The 18200-nt window shown below is 56.3% G+C and carries 10 protein-coding genes; 7 read left to right on the top strand and 3 right to left on the bottom strand.

All coding sequences use genetic code 11. From position 1 onward, the window contains the following. Positions 1-26: 26 nt before the first annotated feature. Positions 27-1307, top strand: a complete 1281-nt coding sequence (locus F7231_RS14385; protein WP_085411540.1) for an APC family permease — start codon at positions 27-29, stop codon at positions 1305-1307. A gap of 152 nt (positions 1308-1459) precedes the next feature. Next, a complete protein-coding gene (locus F7231_RS14380; RefSeq protein ID WP_085411541.1) occupies positions 1460-2224 on the top strand; it encodes a M48 family metalloprotease in 765 nt (254 codons plus the stop codon). Between the two features lie 163 nt (positions 2225-2387). On the opposite strand, the gene F7231_RS14375 is transcribed toward F7231_RS14380, so the two are convergent. Continuing rightward, complete coding sequence (locus F7231_RS14375) at positions 2388-4187, bottom strand: acyl-CoA dehydrogenase FadE (RefSeq protein WP_166692404.1); 1800 nt, start codon at positions 4185-4187, stop codon at positions 2388-2390. Between the two features lie 190 nt (positions 4188-4377). Here F7231_RS14375 and F7231_RS14370 point away from each other — a divergent pair, with 190 nt between their 5' ends. Beyond that, positions 4378-4926, top strand: coding sequence for a DUF2911 domain-containing protein (locus F7231_RS14370; protein ID WP_166692403.1), 549 nt, complete (start codon positions 4378-4380; stop codon positions 4924-4926). 92 nt (positions 4927-5018) lie between these two features. Here F7231_RS14370 and F7231_RS14365 read toward each other — a convergent pair whose 3' ends face one another. Then, a complete protein-coding gene (locus tag F7231_RS14365) occupies positions 5019-5447 on the bottom strand; it encodes an RrF2 family transcriptional regulator (RefSeq protein WP_085411544.1) in 429 nt (142 codons plus the stop codon). 485 nt (positions 5448-5932) lie between these two features. Here F7231_RS14365 and F7231_RS14360 point away from each other — a divergent pair, with 485 nt between their 5' ends. Further along, complete coding sequence (locus F7231_RS14360; RefSeq protein WP_166692402.1) at positions 5933-9145, top strand: SusC/RagA family TonB-linked outer membrane protein; 3213 nt, start codon at positions 5933-5935, stop codon at positions 9143-9145. Between the two features lie 13 nt (positions 9146-9158). Next, a complete protein-coding gene (locus tag F7231_RS14355; protein ID WP_166692401.1) occupies positions 9159-10595 on the top strand; it encodes a RagB/SusD family nutrient uptake outer membrane protein in 1437 nt (478 codons plus the stop codon). A gap of 166 nt (positions 10596-10761) precedes the next feature. Here the strand turns inward: F7231_RS14355 and F7231_RS14350 are convergent, their stop codons facing one another. After that, the gene (locus F7231_RS14350) at positions 10762-11760 is read right to left on the bottom strand and encodes a formylglycine-generating enzyme family protein (RefSeq protein WP_166692400.1); all 999 of its coding nucleotides are present in this window, start codon (positions 11758-11760) and stop codon (positions 10762-10764) included. A 168-nt stretch (positions 11761-11928) separates the two neighbouring features. Between F7231_RS14350 and F7231_RS14345 the strand changes: the two genes are divergently transcribed. Together F7231_RS14345 and F7231_RS14340 are read left to right on the top strand one after the other, a co-directional pair. Next, positions 11929-12447, top strand: coding sequence for a D-glycero-alpha-D-manno-heptose-1,7-bisphosphate 7-phosphatase (locus F7231_RS14345; protein WP_085411548.1), 519 nt, complete (start codon positions 11929-11931; stop codon positions 12445-12447). Positions 12448-12638: 191 nt separating this feature from the next. Continuing rightward, positions 12639-18200, top strand: a complete 5562-nt coding sequence (locus tag F7231_RS14340; RefSeq protein ID WP_166692399.1) for an alpha-2-macroglobulin family protein — start codon at positions 12639-12641, stop codon at positions 18198-18200.

The raw sequence follows: 18200 nt of genomic DNA, 5'->3' as shown, positions 1-18200 counted from the left end.
CGATTTGGCCGGGCGTTCAACCTGCTATGTCGCTCTCTTCTACCAAAATTTCCTGGCGAACGGCTTGTGCGTTAGTCATCTCGAATATGGTGGGCACGGGCGTTTTCACCAGCCTGGGATTTCAAGTGGCCGTGGTGCAAAACACCTGGTCGATTGTGCTGCTGTGGGTACTGGGCGGGCTACTGGCCCTGATTGGCGCCTTTACGTTTGCCGAACTGGGTACGCACTACGCCCACGAAAACGGGGGCGATTATGTGTTCATTGCCAATGGGCTACATCCTTTTCTTGGCTACCTGTCGGCCTGGGTATCGCTGGTAGGTGGTTTTGCAGCACCGGTGGCTATTGCGGGAAAAGCCATGGAATCGTACCTCGCCCCGCTTGGCATACCAAACCTACGGTTTCTAACGGTTGTGCTGATCCTCTTGCTTGGGCTACTTCACTCGTTCAGCCTGCGCCATAGCAGCGTGTTCCAAAACATGACGACGCTGGTAAAAATCGGTTTCATTGCGTCCATCCTGGGTGTTGGCGTGTTCGTGTCGGCTATTCCCGGCAATGCGCTGCGGTGGGATGCCAGTTATCAGACTGAAGTGTTCACGTCGCCGTTTGCGGTCTCGCTGCTGTACGTTACTTACGCCTACACAGGCTGGAATGCGGCGGCGTATATCGTGGCCGAGATCCGCGATCCGCGCCGGAATCTGCCCCGTGCCTTGCTACTGGGTACGTTAGGCGTGGCGATTATCTACGTTGGCTTGCAGTTGGTGCTGCTCAAGTTTGCGTCGGTAGCTCAGTTACAGGGGCAGGTCGACGTAGCAGTCATTTCACTGGCAAATGTGCTGGGCACGTCGGGTGGGCGTTGGGTCAGTGCTGGTATTGCTTTTCAGTTGATCGCCACCATGAGTTCGTATGTCTGGATAGGCGGACGAGTAACGCAGCGTATGGCGCAGGATTTCCCGCTCTGGCGTTTCTTTAGCAAGCAGTCTGTCCAGCAAATTCCGGTACGGGCCATCTGGCTTCAGGTAGGCATCACGTTGCTGCTGCTGTTCTCAGGTACGCTGGAACAGGTGCTGCTCTGCACTTCGTTCGTGCTGCAACTGATGGGTACGCTGGCGGTAGCCAGTCTGCTCCGTACTCCGCGACAGTCCGACGATTTCCCCAGCCCGTTCCGTCCGTGGTTGCAATGGGCCTATATCGCCTTTAGTTTGTTTGTGCTGGGGTTTATCCTCACCGACCGCCCCCGCGAAAGCCTGGTTGGACTGGCTGTTGTGGCGGTGGGGGGAGCCACGTACTGGATCAGACCGAAGCGATGAGGGATGACGCGTCGTCGGTTGCCAGCCTTACTGTCACGGGTACTTGTCCATTCGTTAAGATCCTGCGCCTAAACCATTGGTAGTCTAGTTAATCTAAGGTATATATCTGCGCAGTATATCGCAGACGTTTATCCAACTAACTCACACATACCATGAATCGCTTCTCACACATACTGGTAGGCACGCTGTTAGCCACGTCTACCCTAACCATGGCTCAAAACGGTGGACTCGCCCAAGCCGCCGTTGAAGCAGTAGGCTCTTTTGCTATTTCCAACGCGCAGATCGCCCAAGCATCGCGGCAGGCGGTTCTGGAGATGGACGCCAAGAATCCAGTGGCAGGACCCAACGACCCCTACACCACTCGTTTGAACAGGATTGTGGCCCGGCACCGCACTATCAGCGGCATTCCGATCAACTACAAGGTGTATATGGTAAAAGATGTAAACGCTTTTGCTACGGCCGATGGTAGCGTTCGGGTAATGAAAGGCCTGATGGACATCATGACTGACCAGGAGTTGCTGGCAGTGATGGGCCACGAAATCGGCCACGTCGTCAATCAGGATTCACGCGACGGCATGAAGGCTGCCCTCCGTCGGTCGGCCGCCATCAACGTACTGGGAGCTACTTCAGGTACGTTGGGTAAGCTATCGCGATCACAACTGGCCGGTGCCTTCGATTACCTGGCCAACGCCAAATTTAGTCGGCAGCAAGAGACCGAAGCAGATGACTACAGCTATCAGTTTTTGAAGAAAAACGGCTATAACGTACTTACCCTGGCCACTTCCTTTGAGAAGCTAGCCAAACTGGGCGGCGGCGGTGGTGGCAAGCTGACTGAATTCGTCTCGAGCCACCCCGACAGTGCCAAACGGGCGCAGCGCGTACGTGACCGGGCAAAGCGGGATGGATTAGCACGTTAAGGCTTCGCGCTGTAGTGGACACGACTCGCTAAAGCCCCACGCAACCTGAAGCAACCCACAAACGTCAGGCAATAGTAGCCACACAAAAAAGCCGTTCCTGACTCAGGAACGGCTTTTTGATTCTTCAGTTGTTGTAAAAGTGCAATTAGCGACTTGCAGCCACTTAGAAAATGTATTTGTTCTCGGCGATCATGGCATCAGCCACACGACGGCGAGCCTCTTTCAGATTGATCGGCTCAATTTTGGTGAACCGTTTCAACCCCATTAACATCACACGAAGCTCATCGCCTTCGGCAAAGCTAGTGATGGCTGACCGACCAGCGGCACTAATTTTCTCGACGGCCTCGTGCAGGTACGTGATCGCGATGTCTTTTTGCAGGACCAACGCAGCCTCGCCTTTCACCCCGATCGACTTCTCGACGCGCAGCAGCACCGATTCAGCCACGTACACCTCGATCGCCATATCGGCCAGGTTCATCAGGATCTCCTGCTCGTGCGAGAGTTTACCCATGAACTTCTGAACGGCCGCACCAGCGATCATCAACACCGATTTTTTCAGGTTTTTCAACACCTTCTTCTCGGCAGCAAACATCGACTCGTCTTCGTCGGCGCTGAAATCAGGAATCGACATGATCTCTTTAGCGATCGCCATAGCCGGGGTCATCAGGTCGAGCTCACCCTTCATGGCGCGCTTCAACAGCATGTCCACCACCAGCATCCGGTTGATCTCGTTGGTACCTTCAAAAATCCGGTTGATCCGGGCATCACGGTACGCGCGCTCCATGGGGGCATCGGCCGAGTAGCCCATGCCGCCGTACACCTGCACGCCTTCATCGACTACGTAGTCGAGCACTTCCGAGCCGTGTACTTTCATAATGGCGCACTCAATGGCAAATTGCTCCAGCGCTTTCAGTTTCGCCGTGGCATCGTCCATGCCGCCCGCTTTCAGGTCTTCGATGGCATCATCGATATTCTGACCAGCCCGGTAGCTGGCCGATTCAGAGGCGTATACCTTGATCGCCATTTCGCCCAGCTTGTGCTTGATGGCACCGAACCGCGAAATATTGATGCCAAACTGTTTGCGCTCGTTCGAGTACCGAACCGCGTCGTTGATCGCCTGCTTGGCACCACCTACTACGGCAATACCCAGTTTGATCCGACCGATGTTCAGGATGTTCACCGCGATTTTGAAACCATTACCCCGCTCTGACAGCAGGTTCTCGACGGGCACCTTCACATCGGTGAAGAACACCTGACGTGTGTCTGACCCCTTGATACCCAGCTTGTGCTCAGGCTCATTCATCGTAATGCCTTCGTACGAACGCTCTACAATGAAAGCAGACAGGTTCTTGTCATCGTCGATTTTGGCGAAGACAATATAAAGATCGGCGAAACCACCATTGGTGATCCACATCTTCTGACCGGTGATGGTGTAAAATGTACCATCGTCCGATAGTTTGGCTTTCGTTTTACCCGAGTTGGCATCTGATCCCGAATCAGGCTCAGTAAGGCAATAGGCGGCTTTCCACTCGCCCGTAGCCAGCTTAGGCAGGTATTTCGCCTTCTGCTCGTCATTACCGTAATACACGATCGGCAGGGTACCGATGCCCGTATGGGCCGATAGAGCCACCGAAAACGAGTGACCGGCACCGGTAGCCTCGGCCACCAGCATCGACGTGTTGAAGTTCATGCCGAATCCGCCGTACTCCTCAGGAACCGACGTACCCAGCAAACCAAGCTCACCCGCTTTGTCCATCAATGACGACATCAGGTCTGGCGACTTGGCGGCATCGATTTCGTCCAGGCGGGGCCATATTTCTTTAGCCAGGAACTCACGGCAGGTCGCCGCAATCATCTGTTGCTCTTCAGTAAATTCTTCAGGGATGAACACCTGCGCGGCATCCGTGTCTTTAATCAAAAACTCGCCGCCTTTAATCGAAGCTTTGTTGTCGGTCGCAATCATTGTTCAGGAATTGTTATGCGTGCATACTATTTACCTACAAAGATGGGGATAAATTTGATAGGTAGTATGCATGCATACTATTATTTTACACGAGCGGTTTCTTCTCGAATCCCGTAACTTTCGGTCCACAAATTAAGTAGTCATTTCAGGACGGCGACAATCGCCGCCAATGACGTTAACACAACCAACAATGGATTTTCTGTATTCGATTGATTCCTCTACCTGGCTTATTATCGGAGGCATTGTACTCTTCATCATCGGCGTTGCGATTTACCTCCGCGAATCGGCCAAAAAGAGTCCAAAAGCGGTGGCTCAGGCTACGCAAAACGGCATCACGATAAAAGTGCTTTACTGCCAACCCAGCAAAAAAGGCCGCACTGTCTTCGGCGATGTGGTGAAATACGATAAGGTCTGGCGTACCGGGGCCAACGCAGCTACCATCATTGAGCTGTCGCAGAACGTGCGGGTGAACGGCAACCTGCTGGCCAAAGGGCGCTACTCGCTCTATACCATCCCGACTCCCAATGACTGGACGATCATCATCAACCGCCGGACGGGTCAGTGGGGCGTGAGCTATAAAGAAGCCGCCGACATCATGCGCTTCACCGCCCAGACACGTACCTACACCCCGGCCTCGGAGCAGTTTTTTATCAGCTTCGAACCCCAGCCCGGTGGTTTGGCTATGCTGCTCACCTGGGACGAAACGCAAGTGGTTGTGCCCTTCCAGAAGGCAGCGTAGGCCGCCTTCACTACTTAAAAAGCCTGTTTATCAAGTCGCTGAATTGACATTGATAAACAGGCTTTTTATCCTAATACAGGCTAACCGCTTCGCTACCGCATTGGTTTATCGCGGTCTACGAGCATCTGCATCGTGGTTGTTTCATACACGGCCAGGTTGGCATCACGTACCTGAAGCATGATGGGACGAATGGTGCAGGTTTCTTCATCCTCACAATCGTCGCAACGCACGTAGAAGTTGAGCGACACACAGGGCGTAGGCGCAATGGGTCCGTCGATGATGCGAATAATCTGCGCCAGCGTAATGCGCTCCGGATCAACCCGGAGGAGGTAACCCCCACCTTTTCCTTTCTGGCTCTGCAACACGCCATGATTGCGCAACTCGAGCAAGATCGACTCCAGGAATTTCTGAGGAATCGACTCCTTCGCGGCAATCTGAGCAATCAGCACCGGCCCTTCGCCGTAGGCCTCTGTAAGTGCTTTCAGTGCCTTGATGGCATATTTAGCTTTTTTCGAGATCATATCTGTAAACGCGAAAGACCTCCGCAAAAAGTCTTTTTGTTCGATAAATTTTATATGGTAACTCGTGAAATAAAAATTCCTACCTGATTACCTATGCCAAATTCACGCGGAGTTCGCTCGTCGGCGCATCTGCCCATTAACTAATCAGCCTTTTTACTAATCCATTTCTGCCAAAAATCGGGATGCGAAAAAATCGTGTCTCAGGCTGAGAATGAGGCGACTACTAGCCTTAGCCTAGTGACAAACGCAAATAATCCCTAAAACCTATAGACTTTTACACAACCATTTGATAGTCATTTAATTAACTTTCCTATTGGAACTGAATTTTACGTCTCAACTTTGCGTCACTGCCTTTTCAATGGGTTGCGGGGGAAGCCGGGGCAGGCTGCACGTACCTGTCGCCAACAGCATGTCTTTATTATTTTACTGAGTATGTGGCCGGTAAACGACCAGCCGCCGTTTGGAAACCTTTTTCTATCATCTCTATGATCCAATTAGTACGTAAGCACCGATCAGCCAGCTCCGTAACGCGACAATGGCTGCTCTGTCTGACCCTATTATGCAGCCTTTCGTCGGCCTGGGCACAGACAATCATTACCGGCACCGTCACCGATGCGCTATCTAACGAAGCATTAGCCGGCGCCACGGTTCAATTCAAAGGCACAACCGTTGGCACCACCACCGACGCGCAGGGTAAGTACCGCATCAACGTACCCGGTAACGGAGCGGGCACTACGCTCGTCGTTTCGTTTATCGGTTATCAGCCGCTCGAGCAGGCAGTTGGCAGCAGAACCGTAATTGACGTAAAACTGACGAATTCAGATAATGCGCTGGGTGAAGTGGTTGTGGTTGGGTATGGCGTGCAGAACCGCCGCGACATCACCACGTCGATTGGTTCGGTGAAGGCGCGTGACATTGCCAACCAGCCCGTTTCCAGCTTTGATCAGGCACTGGCGGCTAAAATCGCCGGGGTGCAGGTCACCCAAACGTCGGGCGCACCGGGGGCAGCCCTACAGGTGCGGGTACGGGGTACCGGCTCGATCAGCGCGGGTCTTGATCCGCTCTATGTAATCGACGGGATTCCGCTCTCGCGCGACACGAAGTTTGCCACAGGCAGCACCAGCACGCAGTTTCCCGACAACCCGATCAACGTGCTGAGTACCCTTAACACCGACGATATCGAGAGCATCGAAGTGCTGAAAGATGCCTCGGCGGCGGCTATTTACGGGTCAAGGGGTTCCAACGGCGTGGTCTTGCTGACCACCAAACGCGGTAAAGAAGGCAAAACCGTTATCAACTACGACACGTACGTGGGTTTCCAGCAGGTGACCAAAAAGCTGGATCTGCTCAACGCCTACGAATACGCCCTGCTCAACGCAGAAGGTAAGAATACGGCTTATCTGGAACGGAATCCAACCGGCCGGGTAACCGATTCCAACGATATCCGTAACCGGGGTGTCGGCGCACCAAGTACGCTGATTCCACCGCAGGTTACGCCGTATCTGTCGGGGCAGGCGGGCCTGACAAACACAGACTGGCAAGACGAAATTTTCCAGACGGCACCCATTCAAAACCACACGCTGTCTATTTCGGGCGGTACGGCCAACGTGCGGTATTACGTATCAGGCAACTACCTCGATCAGCGGGGAACGGTGATCAATTCGGGCTTTAAACGCTATAGTGCCCGCGCCAATCTGGACATCAAAAGCGGTCGCCTGTCGGTTGGTTTCAACCTGAACCCGACCTTTGCCCACCACGACCTGATCAAGGCCGAAGGCCCCTATCTGGCCGATGGCGTGATTGGACTAGCTGTGCAGATGGCACCGATCTGGCCGGTCTACAATGCCAACGGCTCGTATAATTTCGATGCGAACGGCTGGGGCTACGGCGCTACCTCGATCCTTAATCCGGTAGCCGTAGCCAAGGAAATCAGCGACAAACTCGACCAGATCCGGCTGCTGGGTAATGCCTACGCCCAGTACGACATTGCCAAGGGACTTTCGTATCGTCTCAGCCTTGGAGCCGACCTGAACAATTTCCAGCGCGATTACTACCGCCCGTCGACCGTTGAGATTCGCGACCGCAAAGGCCCGTCGATCCCAACCGGTTTTTCGCGGACTCAGAGTTACATCAACTGGCTGGTTGAGCACACGCTGAACTATAACCGTACCGTAGGTCGCCATACCTTCTCGGCGCTGGCTGGTTTCTCGTCGCAGAAAGACCGCCGCACCGCCAGCGAGCTGACGGCTACGAACTTCCCTAACGATCTGGTGCAAACGCTCAACGCCGGGCAGGTAACGGCGGGTAGCTCCGACATTCAGGAGTGGTCGTTGCTATCCTATCTGGCGCGGGTACAGTACGATTACGACGGACGTTACCTGGTGTCGGCCGCCATCCGGACCGACGGCTCATCGCGTTTTGGCGCGGCCAACCGCTGGGGTTCGTTCCCGAGCGTGTCGGCGGGGTGGAACATTGCGCAGGAGCCTTTCCTGAAATCATCGACCTGGCTCAGCGACCTGAAACTACGCGGCAGCTTCGGCCTCACGGGTAACTTCCAGATTCCCAACTACGGATCGGTCAGCCTGCTCAACTACCAGAACTACGTGCTCGGTCCCGAAACCATCGTGAGTGGACTGGCACCGGGCAACTCGGCTAACGACAAACTGAAGTGGGAAAAAACGGCCATGCTCGACCTTGGTTTCGACGCCAGCTTCTTCCGGAATCGCCTCACCCTAACCGTCGATTACTACACTGCCAATACGTCTGACCTGCTGCTGAACGTACCTGTACCCCGCACCTCGGGTTTCAGCACCGAACTGCAGAACATCGGCAAGGTGAATAACCGGGGCTTTGAGTTTACCCTCGGCACGCAGCAGACCTTTGGGCGGTTTGGCTGGACAGCGAGCGCCAACCTGGCGACCAACCGCAACGAGGTCAAGGCCCTGGGCGCGTCGGGAGACCCCATCATTGTGTCGGGCGGAGTAGCTGGTGCGCAGTTTATCACACGGATCGGCGAACCGATTGGCCAATACTGGACCATGCAGTACGACGGTGTATTCAAGAATCAGGCTGAGGTGGATGCCTATCCGCATACTTCAACGACCCGCCCCGGCGATTTCCGGTTTATCGACACCAACGGCGATAAGAAAATTGATTTCAGCAGCGACCGCACCGTTACCGGCAGTTATTTCCCCAAATACACGTTCGGTTTCACCAACCGCTTTACGTACCTGGGCTTCGACATGGGCGTAACCTTACAGGGTGTGCAGGGCAACAAGATCCTGAACCTCATTCGCCGCTACATCTATAACTCGGAAGGGAATGGCAACCAGTTCCGCGGTGCGCTTGACCGCTGGCAGTCGGCTGACAATCCGGGCAGTGGCCTGGTTAACCGGGCTAACCGCCTGCAAACAGGCTCGAACGGTGAAATTTCGACCTGGCATATCGAAGACGGTTCCTACGTTCGGATTCGGACGATCTCGCTGGGCTATTCGCTCCCTACGGCCCTGCTACAACGCCTGCACCTGAGCCGGGCCCGCATCTACGCCAGCGCGCAGAACCCATTTACGTTCACGAAATACAGCGGTTATAACCCTGAGGTAAGCAGCCGACCCGACAATTCATTGTCGCAGGGCGAAGATTACGGCACGTACCCACTCGCCCGCACCACGTCGATCGGCATTAACCTCAGCTTCTAAACCACCCAACTTTATGAACAAGGAAACACATCCTATCCAGCAGTCGGTCTTTCGTGGATCACTGCGCAAGACGGTTGCCCTTTCGCTGCTGATAGCGGGCCTTTCGGCGTGCCAGCAGGGCTTTCTGGATCTGAAACCCCAGTCGCAACCGAACGTCGATAACTTTTACCAGACCGCCAATGATTTTGGTAATGCGGTGAACGGTGCCTACGACGTGCTGCAATCAGCCAGTCAGTACGGGGGTGATTTCAACACTCTGCTCGAAGCCCGCAGTGACAATGTGCTCGACAATGACCCGTCGTCTAACGCGGGGCTTCGCTACAACGTTGACCGGTTCATTGAGCCGACTACCAACTCGATCCTGCGCGATACCTGGGGCAGCCTGTATACCGGTATCAACCGCAGTAACCTGATTCTCGACAAGATCGACGCGGTGACGTTCGACAATGCGCTGAAAAACCGCTACAAAGGCGAAGCGCAGTTTATTCGGGCGTTGTCGTACTTCAACCTGGTTCGCCTGTGGGGAAAAGTGCCGCTGGTGCTGAAAGCCGGTACCACCACCGATTCGCGTTCGTATATCCGCAATGAAGTGGCCGATGTGTATGCGGCCATTGAAAAAGACCTGACCGACGCAGCGGCGAATTTACCCGCCAGCTACACGGGCGCCGATGTAGGTCGGGCCACGTCGGGGGCGGCCAAAGGGTTACTGGGTAAGGTGCTGGTAACCGAAAAGAAGTTTAGTCAGGCGGCCACAGTACTGCGCGACGTCGTCACCTCAGGTACGTACCGGCTGCTGCCCAACGTGGCCGACGTGTTTGCCGTTGCCAATAAGAATAACGCCGAGATCCTGTTCGCGGTGAAGTTCAAGAAAGGCGTTGGCGGGGCATTACCAGAAGGGCATTCGCTCTGGTACGGCACCAACATCGGCGACAACATCGAAGCGTCGCTCCGGGCGGCGTACCCGGCGGGCGATACGCGTCGGGCGCTGACGGTGCAAATTCCGGTGCCAAGCAACGTAAACGTAGTGCCCCGGAAATTTTACGATGAATTTTCATCGACCAACGACGTGGGCAATGACTTTCCCGTGCTGCGCTACGCCGACGTACTGCTGCTCTATGCTGAAGCCCTGACCGAATCAGGCACCCAATTTAGCGCCGACGCTCTTACCGCCCTGAACCAGGTACGTTCGCGGGCAGGTGTTCCGCTCTACACCGAAGCGCAGATCGGTACCCAGGCCGCTTTCCGTGATGCCGTTATTAACGAGCGTCGCCTCGAACTGGCGCTGGAAAACGACCGCTGGTTTGATCTGGTCCGCACGGGGAGGGCAGTAGACGCCCTAAAGGTAACGGGCATTACGGTGCCCGCCAACCGGCTCGTGTACCCCATTCCGCAGTCGGAAATCGACACGTACAACAACCCGTCTACGTTCCCGCAAAATTCGGGTTACTAAGCCGCTGTTTCGTTAGCCTCGGCCAGCGAAACAAAAAAGGGGTGTTTCCTTCCAACGAGATCATTGGAAAGAAACACCCCTTTTGCTTGGGCTCTTGCACTTATAAATGAGCATGTCGAAGGGCCTACCTAGCGAAGCCGGTACTTAGCGCGAAGCCACATTCAATTTAATACCCGTAATCTTTGATCGGTTTGATATCGTAATACGCTCTGATTTCTTCAGTCGATGGCGTTTTGAGTGGGCGCACGATGCGGAAACCGCAGAATGAAGCCGAGGTCATCCACCAATCAGATTTAGGGCTTTGCGGGTCGATCACTTTCCAGGCGGGGTCAGATGGCGTGCGGGCGGCCGAGCGTAGGATGGTGGCGTCATCGTCCCACGAGCCGCCGCGAACACTGTTCGGATACAGCGTCTTGCGGGGGGCATATGGCTCTTTCACCAGGCCTTTGGCCACTTGCGCATAATAATCGGTAATGTACTGATCCTGGGTCCATTCCATCACGTTACCGTGCATGTCGTGCAGGCCAAAAGCGTTGGGTTTTTTGGTGCCAATTTTCTTGTATCCCCCGCCGCTGTTGGCTTTGTACACGGCATACGTACCCAGCAATTTCGAATCGGCACCAAACGAATAGGGTGTGGCGGTGCCGGCGCGACAGGCGTACTCCCATTCGGCTTCGGTAGGCAACCGGTAGAAAATTCCGGTTTTGTCGTACAGCCAGGCACAGAATTTGACCGCTGCATACTGGGTCATGTTAATGGCCGGATACCCCGTCCGTCCCATACCAAACGACATGTCGACGTACGATGGACTGGGCCGGGTTGTAGCATCTGTTTTACTCAGATCGGCGTTCTCAGGATAGCGGGCGGCCATTTCCTTTTCGATGTTCTTCGTAGTAAACAAATCGTAGATATCCCAGGTAATCTCATACTTACCCATCCAGAAGGGCTCAAGCGTAACCTTGTGTTGCGGCCCCTCGTCAGGCTTGCGGCCTTTTTCAGTAGCGGGGCTGCCCATGAGGTACGTTCCGCCCGGAATTGCCTGCATGGGGTAGGTCTGATTACTACCCGTAATGACTTGCGTGTAGGAAGAAAAAGTGGTTGTCTGCGCAACCGACTGCTGATAAGTAGAGAGAGCGAGAAGTACTAAAACCGTTAAACGAATCATAAAAAACGTTGTCTATCACGTATCACCAGAAAGCGATCTAGTAAACAAACTACCTTATTATAAACCATACGATCTATTTTTTGCTTGATTAATTACAATTAGTTAATGAAATAATGTAATTATATGTGTATATTGCCCCCAGCTCCCAAACCAATTTCCAGTTCAACCATGAATAAGTGCATCTTCCTGGACCGCGACGGTGTATTGAATGAAGACAGAACCGATTACGTATACCGGGTCGAAGACTTCATCATTCCGGATGGTGTTGTGGAAGGCCTTCGCCGTCTTAAAGAGGCAGGGTACATGCTCATCGTGATTACTAATCAGGCCGGAATTGCCAAAGGGCTCTACACCCGCGACGATGTAATGCGTTGCCATACGTACCTACAGGAAAAGTGCGGCCACCTGATCGACGATATTTATTACAGCCCGCACCATCCCGATTACACGACGCGTTCGCTGACGCGCAAACCGGAGTCACTGATGCTTGAAAAGGCCATCGCCAAGTACAACATCGACGTATCGCAATCGTGGATGATCGGCGATGCCCTGCGCGATATGCTTGCCGGTCGCCGCGTGGGTGTTAAGACGGTGCACGTTACCCACGCTTCGGCTGATCAAGCCGCTGGGGATTGCATTGCCGATAACCTGCTCAACGCGTCGGCCTGCGTGCTGGCGAGTTCGTAGACTAGAGAGAAGCTTCTTGCCATAGGATGCTTTCGCCAGTGGTGCCCTTCGACAGGGAAACATATCCAGCATCGGCTTTTGAGGCTAACCCACCCCACTACCGTACAAAATACATTCACTCCCTTCGCACGGCGCATACGCGAAAGGCACTGGTTTTCTGCGTTTATTAGCAGCATAAACCTGTACCATTCATGTCCTTTTCTGCCTCTGCCCGCCTGTGGCTGGCACTCCTGACCGTCACGCTGACGCTGTCGCACTGCGCCCGTTTATCGAATACTGTTTCGGTGGTTGGCCAGAACTTCGAAGACGAGATTCAGCAGTCGCAAAACCTGGTTTTTTCCTTTAACAAAAACGTCGGACCGGATGGGAACGGCGCGCAGGCCGACGTATGGGAGTCAACGCCCTACATCACGTTTAAGCCCGCTGTGAAAGGGCAATTCAAATGGACGTCGCCGAGCGAGCTGGTGTTTTCGCCCGCTACGGCCTTCGATCCGGCCACGAATTACCGCGCCGAACTGTCGAAAGAGCTGCTCAGGAATGCCACCGACAAAGACCTGAGCGTATCGGGTGAGGAAATCGAATTTCATACGCCCTACCTGCAACTGGTCGGTACCGAAACGTGGTGGACACGCGCGACGGGCAACGGTACAGGTACGTCGGGACAGCCGGTGGCCAAAACGCGGCTTCGGTTCAACTACCCGGTTTCGGCGGCGGAGGTAGCTTCCCGGCTGGGCATCAAAGCGGACGAAGCGACCGTAACGGCGGGACCGATTCAGGCGCAGGGCGATGCACTCTCGGGCGGCGGCCTGGTGGTGACCCTGACCGACGCGCCCAGTGCCGACAATGAGCAGCCGCTGATCCTGACCGTCGATAAAGGCGTGAAAGTGCCCAACACGGCCTATACGAGCACCGAGGCCATTGAGCAAACCGCCACGCTGCCTACCCGCGCGAAGCTGGAGGTGGTAGACGTGCAAACGGGCTATGCCAATCGGCAGGGAACGGTGCGCGTGGTGACGACCCAAACGCTACAACCAACCCAGAACCTGAGCCAGTACTACACCATTCAGCCCGCTCTGGCCACCACCGCCGAACTCACCGACAACGGCCTGCTGATCAAAGGCGATTTCAACGAGACAGACACCTACGTGATCACTTTCACCGAGGCCATGCGCGGCGTACTGAATACCAAACTCGATGAGCCCGTTACGCGCGATATGTTTTTCGGAAAAATGCCCGCCGGACTGCAATTCGCCACGAAAAACGCGCTTTACCTATCGTCGAAAGGGTCGCGAAATGTGGGACTGAGCATTACGAACGTGGAAAAAGTGCAGGTAAAAATTGCGCGGCTGTACGAAAACAACCTGCTGCATTACCTGAAAAATAACCGCTACGAGGCCTACGTGCAGCAGGGCAGTGGCGAAAATGCGACCTGGGGTCCGTCGGGTACGTATACCTACGGCAACGACGAAGAAGGCGACCTGAGCAGCGTGCTGGTCGACAAGACGGTACAGACGAGCGATTTGCCGAAAGTGCGCGGTGTGTCGGCGCTGAACCTGTCCATTCCTGAGCAGGGCGGCGGTGATCGGGAACGGCCGTTGCGTGGCGCGTATCTGGTATCGGTGCAGTCGAAAGACGAGGCCTACGTATCGGCGACACAACTGGTGTCGATCTCGGATATTGGCCTGATTGCCCGGAAAACGGATACCGATCTGCTGGTTTGGGCCAATTCCATCCAGAGTGCCGAGCCGCTCGATGGCGTGGAGATTTCGCTGATCAGCAGCAATAACCAGTCGGTGTACACGCTGAAGACGGACGGAAAGGGCTTTGTCAAATTCGAGAAGATCCAGGAGAAAGCGCCAGGCTTCACCATCGCCATGCTCACGGCCCGGACAGGCGACGACTTCAATTTCCTGCACCTGACCGACACGCAGGTGGAAACGTCGCGCTTCGAGGTGGACGGCAAATGCACGAATGCGACGGGCCTGAACGCCTTCGTCTATGGCGACCGCAACATTTACCGCCCCGGCGAAACCATTCACCTGAACACCGTTATCCGCCCTGAAGCGGGCAGCAAAACTACAGTGGCCGAGGTTCCGCTGACGGTGCGCGTGCTGATGCCCAACGGCAGCGAGTACCGCGTGTTCCGCAAGGTGACCGACGAGCAGGGCTCCGTGCAAACCGACGTACCGGTAGACCCCGCCGCCGTGACGGGCAGCTACACCGTGGAGGTGCTGAACGCCAGCAATACGCTGCTGACCTCCCAAGCCATCAGCATTGAAGAGTTTATTCCCGACCGCATCAAGGTCGACGTGAAGACGGCGCAGGAGAGCTACAAGGCGGGGCAAACGATCGTGCTGTCGGCTACGGCGCAGAACCTGTTCGGGCCACCCGCGTCAGACCGCGCTTACGAAGTGGAATTACAACTGAAACGCCGCGTCTTTGCCCCCAAAGGCTACGGAGCCTACACGTTCAGCATTCCTGCCGAGGCAACGGGCGTACCCACGTCGTTCGAGAAAACGCTGCGGCAGGGCCGGACCAACGCCGCCGGACAGGCTACCGAGAGCTTCCCCATCCCCGCCGATTACCGCGACATTGGATTGCTCGAAGCCAAGCTGTTCGTGACGGTGTTCGACGAAAATGGCCGACCCGTGAACCGCCTCCGCCGCCTGGATGTGCAAACGCAGGATGTGTTCTACGGCATCCGGCTGGCCGATACGTACCTGACCACCAACACGCCGCTGGCCGTTGAGGTCGTAGGCCTGAACAAGGACGGGCAACCGCAATCGGCGAAGGCGCAGGTCGACGTGGTGCGGTACGATTACCAGACCGTGACCGAAAAACAGGCCGACGGGCAGATCAAATACAGCAGCAAACGCCGCGAGAAGATCGTGTACACCAACACGCTGAGTCTCGGCGCGAAACCCATGCCGTTCAGGTACGTCCCCACGGTCTCGGGTGAGTACGAGGTACGGGTACGTCGCCCCGGCGCTGTCGGGTACACGGCGGCTGATTTCTACGCCTATGGCTACGGCAGCACATCGGCTTCGTCGTTTGAAGTGAGCACCGAAGGCGAGGTGTTGATGGAATTCGACAAGCCGAGCTACGAAACCGGCGATAAGGTCAAAGTCCTGTTCAAAGCCCCGTTCGAGGGGAAAATCCTGGTGACGGTAGAGCGCAGCGGCGTACTGACCCACAGCTGGTTAACGACCGAAAACAAAGCCGCCGAATGGACATTTTCCGTCGACGACGAGCACCTGCCCAACGCCTACGTCACGGCTACGCTCATCCGCGCCATGGACGGCACCGACCTCCCTCTGACCGTCGCCCACGGTTTTGCCTCGGTGGCCGTAACCGACCCCGATACCAAACTGCCGGTGGCGATAGAGGCCGTGGCGAAGTCGTTTTCCAAGACGAAACAGACCATCCGCGTGAAAACGAAGGCCAACGCCTCGGTGACAGTGGCGGTGGTCGACGAGGGGATTTTGCAGTTGAAGAACTTCAAAACGCCCGATCCGCACGGTTATTTTTTCCAGAAACGGGCGCTGGAAGTGATCCCGTCCGATGGCTACGCCTTGCTGTATCCCGAACTGTCGCTCCGCAGCCGATCGAGCAGTGGCGGTGACGGCTACGATCTGGAACGGCGCGTGAATCCGCTAAGCAACAAGCGCGTGCAACTGGTGGCGCTCTGGAGCGGCGTACTCAAAGCCACCAGCTCGGGCGAAGCCGAATACACCATCGACATTCCGCAGTTCTCGGGTACGTTGCGCGTGATGGCCGTAGCCTACAAAGACAACGCCTTCGGGTCGGGCGAGCAGGGCATGACCGTGTCGGACCCGATCGTGATCAGCCCCGGCATTCCGCGTTTTCTGTCGCCCGGCGATGAGCTGAACATGCCCGTCAACCTGAGCAACACCACCAGCAAAGCCGCCGGGGTGGTGGCGAAAGTCACCGTCAGCGGGCCGCTTCAGGTGGTGGCCGATTCGGGGCGCAGCGTGTCGCAGTCGCTGACCGTTCAGCCGGGGCGCGAAAGCCGCACGACGTTCCGCATCCGGGCTACGGGCGGCGTGGGACCGGGCGACATTACGGTGACGGTGAATGCGATGGGCAAAACGTTTGTCGAGAAAACCGACATCACCGTTCGCCCCGCCGCGCCGTTGCAGAAAACCACGGTGGCGGGCGTGGTGGCGGGTGGACGTACCCAGGCCCTGACGCTGACGGGCAATTTCCTACCTGGCACCACGCGCAGCAGCCTCACCATCAGCCGGTCGCCGGTGGTACAGTACGCCAAAACGCTGAGCTATTTGCTGGGCTACCCGCACGGCTGCACGGAACAGACCATCTCGAAAGCGTTTCCGCAGCTCTACTTCGCCGACCTGACCAAAACGGTTCGGCAGGGCACGGTCTACTTCGTCCGCAATGGCGAGTCGGACTATAACCCGGCGACGAACATTCAGCAGGCGTTGCAGCAGATCGAAAACCGGCAACTGTTCAACGGCGGCGTCACGCTCTGGCCGGGCTACAACGTGGAAGACCCGTGGGCCACGGCCTATGCGCTGCATTTCATGGTCGAAGCCGAAAAAGCGGGTTTTGAAGCCAACGCCACGGTGAAGAGCAAACTCATTGACCGCCTCACGACGCTGACGGGCAACAACCGCACCGAAACGGTGTCGGTGATGAACGAAGACGGGTCACGCACCGACCGCACCGTGGCGAGCCGGACGAATCTCTACGGCCTGTATGTGCTGGCGCTGGCCGAAAAACCGAACCGCGCCGCCATGAGCGTCTACAAGGAATCGGCCGGTACGTTGCTCACCACCGACGGACGCTACCTGCTGGCAACGACCTACGCCCGCCTCGGCGATCAGGCAAGCAGCGCGTCCCTCCTGCCGAAGCAGTTTGCCGACGGAACGATGGGCCGCGAAACCGGCGACAGTTACGCCTCGCCGATCCGCAACGTGGCGCTGGTGCTGAGCAACCTGGTCGACACCGATCCCGACAATTTGCAGATTCCGACGCTGGCCCGGCAACTGGCTGGCGCGGTGCAGCAGGCCGATTACCTGAATACGCAGGAGGCCGCTTTTGCGTTTCTGGCCCTCGGCAAGCTGGCCAAGCAGAACGCCAACAGCACCGCCACCGCTACGCTGACCGCCGCTGGAAAAGCCTTGGGTGCGTTTACCGGCACCGACGTCACCCTCCGCCGACTCCCCACCGGCCAACCGCTGACGCTGACCGCCAAAGGCAGCGGAAGCCTGTATTATTTCGGCCAAAGCGAAGGCGTACCGACATCAGGGATGGTTCTTGACGAAGACCGTGGCCTGATCGTGCGCCGGACGTACCTGAGCCGCGATGGGGCCGTGCAGACGCGCTTCAAGCAAAACGACCTGGTTGTGGTGAAGCTGACCCTGAGCAGCCAATCGGGCTTACCGGTGAAGAACGTGGTGCTGACCGACCTGCTGCCCGCCGGTTTCGAGGTAGAAAACCCACGCCTCAGCGGCGCCACCGCCCAGAACGGCACCGCCGAACAGCGCACCCTCGACTGGATCAAAAACGCCTCGCCCATCGATTACTTCGACATCCGCGACGACCGGGTCAACTATTATCTCTCGGTGGGCGGCTCAGAAACCAAAACCGTCTACTACATGGTCCGCGCCGTCTCGAAAGGCCGTTTCATCGTAGGCCCCGCCGCCGCCGACGCCATGTACAACCCCGAACTCCGCAGCTACAACGGCGCTGGGCGGGTTGTGGTGGAATAG

It is taken from the genome of Fibrivirga algicola (assembly GCF_011742925.1).
Classification (GTDB): Bacteria; Bacteroidota; Bacteroidia; order Cytophagales; family Spirosomataceae; genus Fibrella; species Fibrella algicola.
This window is presented reverse-complemented; position numbering and strand designations above follow the sequence as displayed.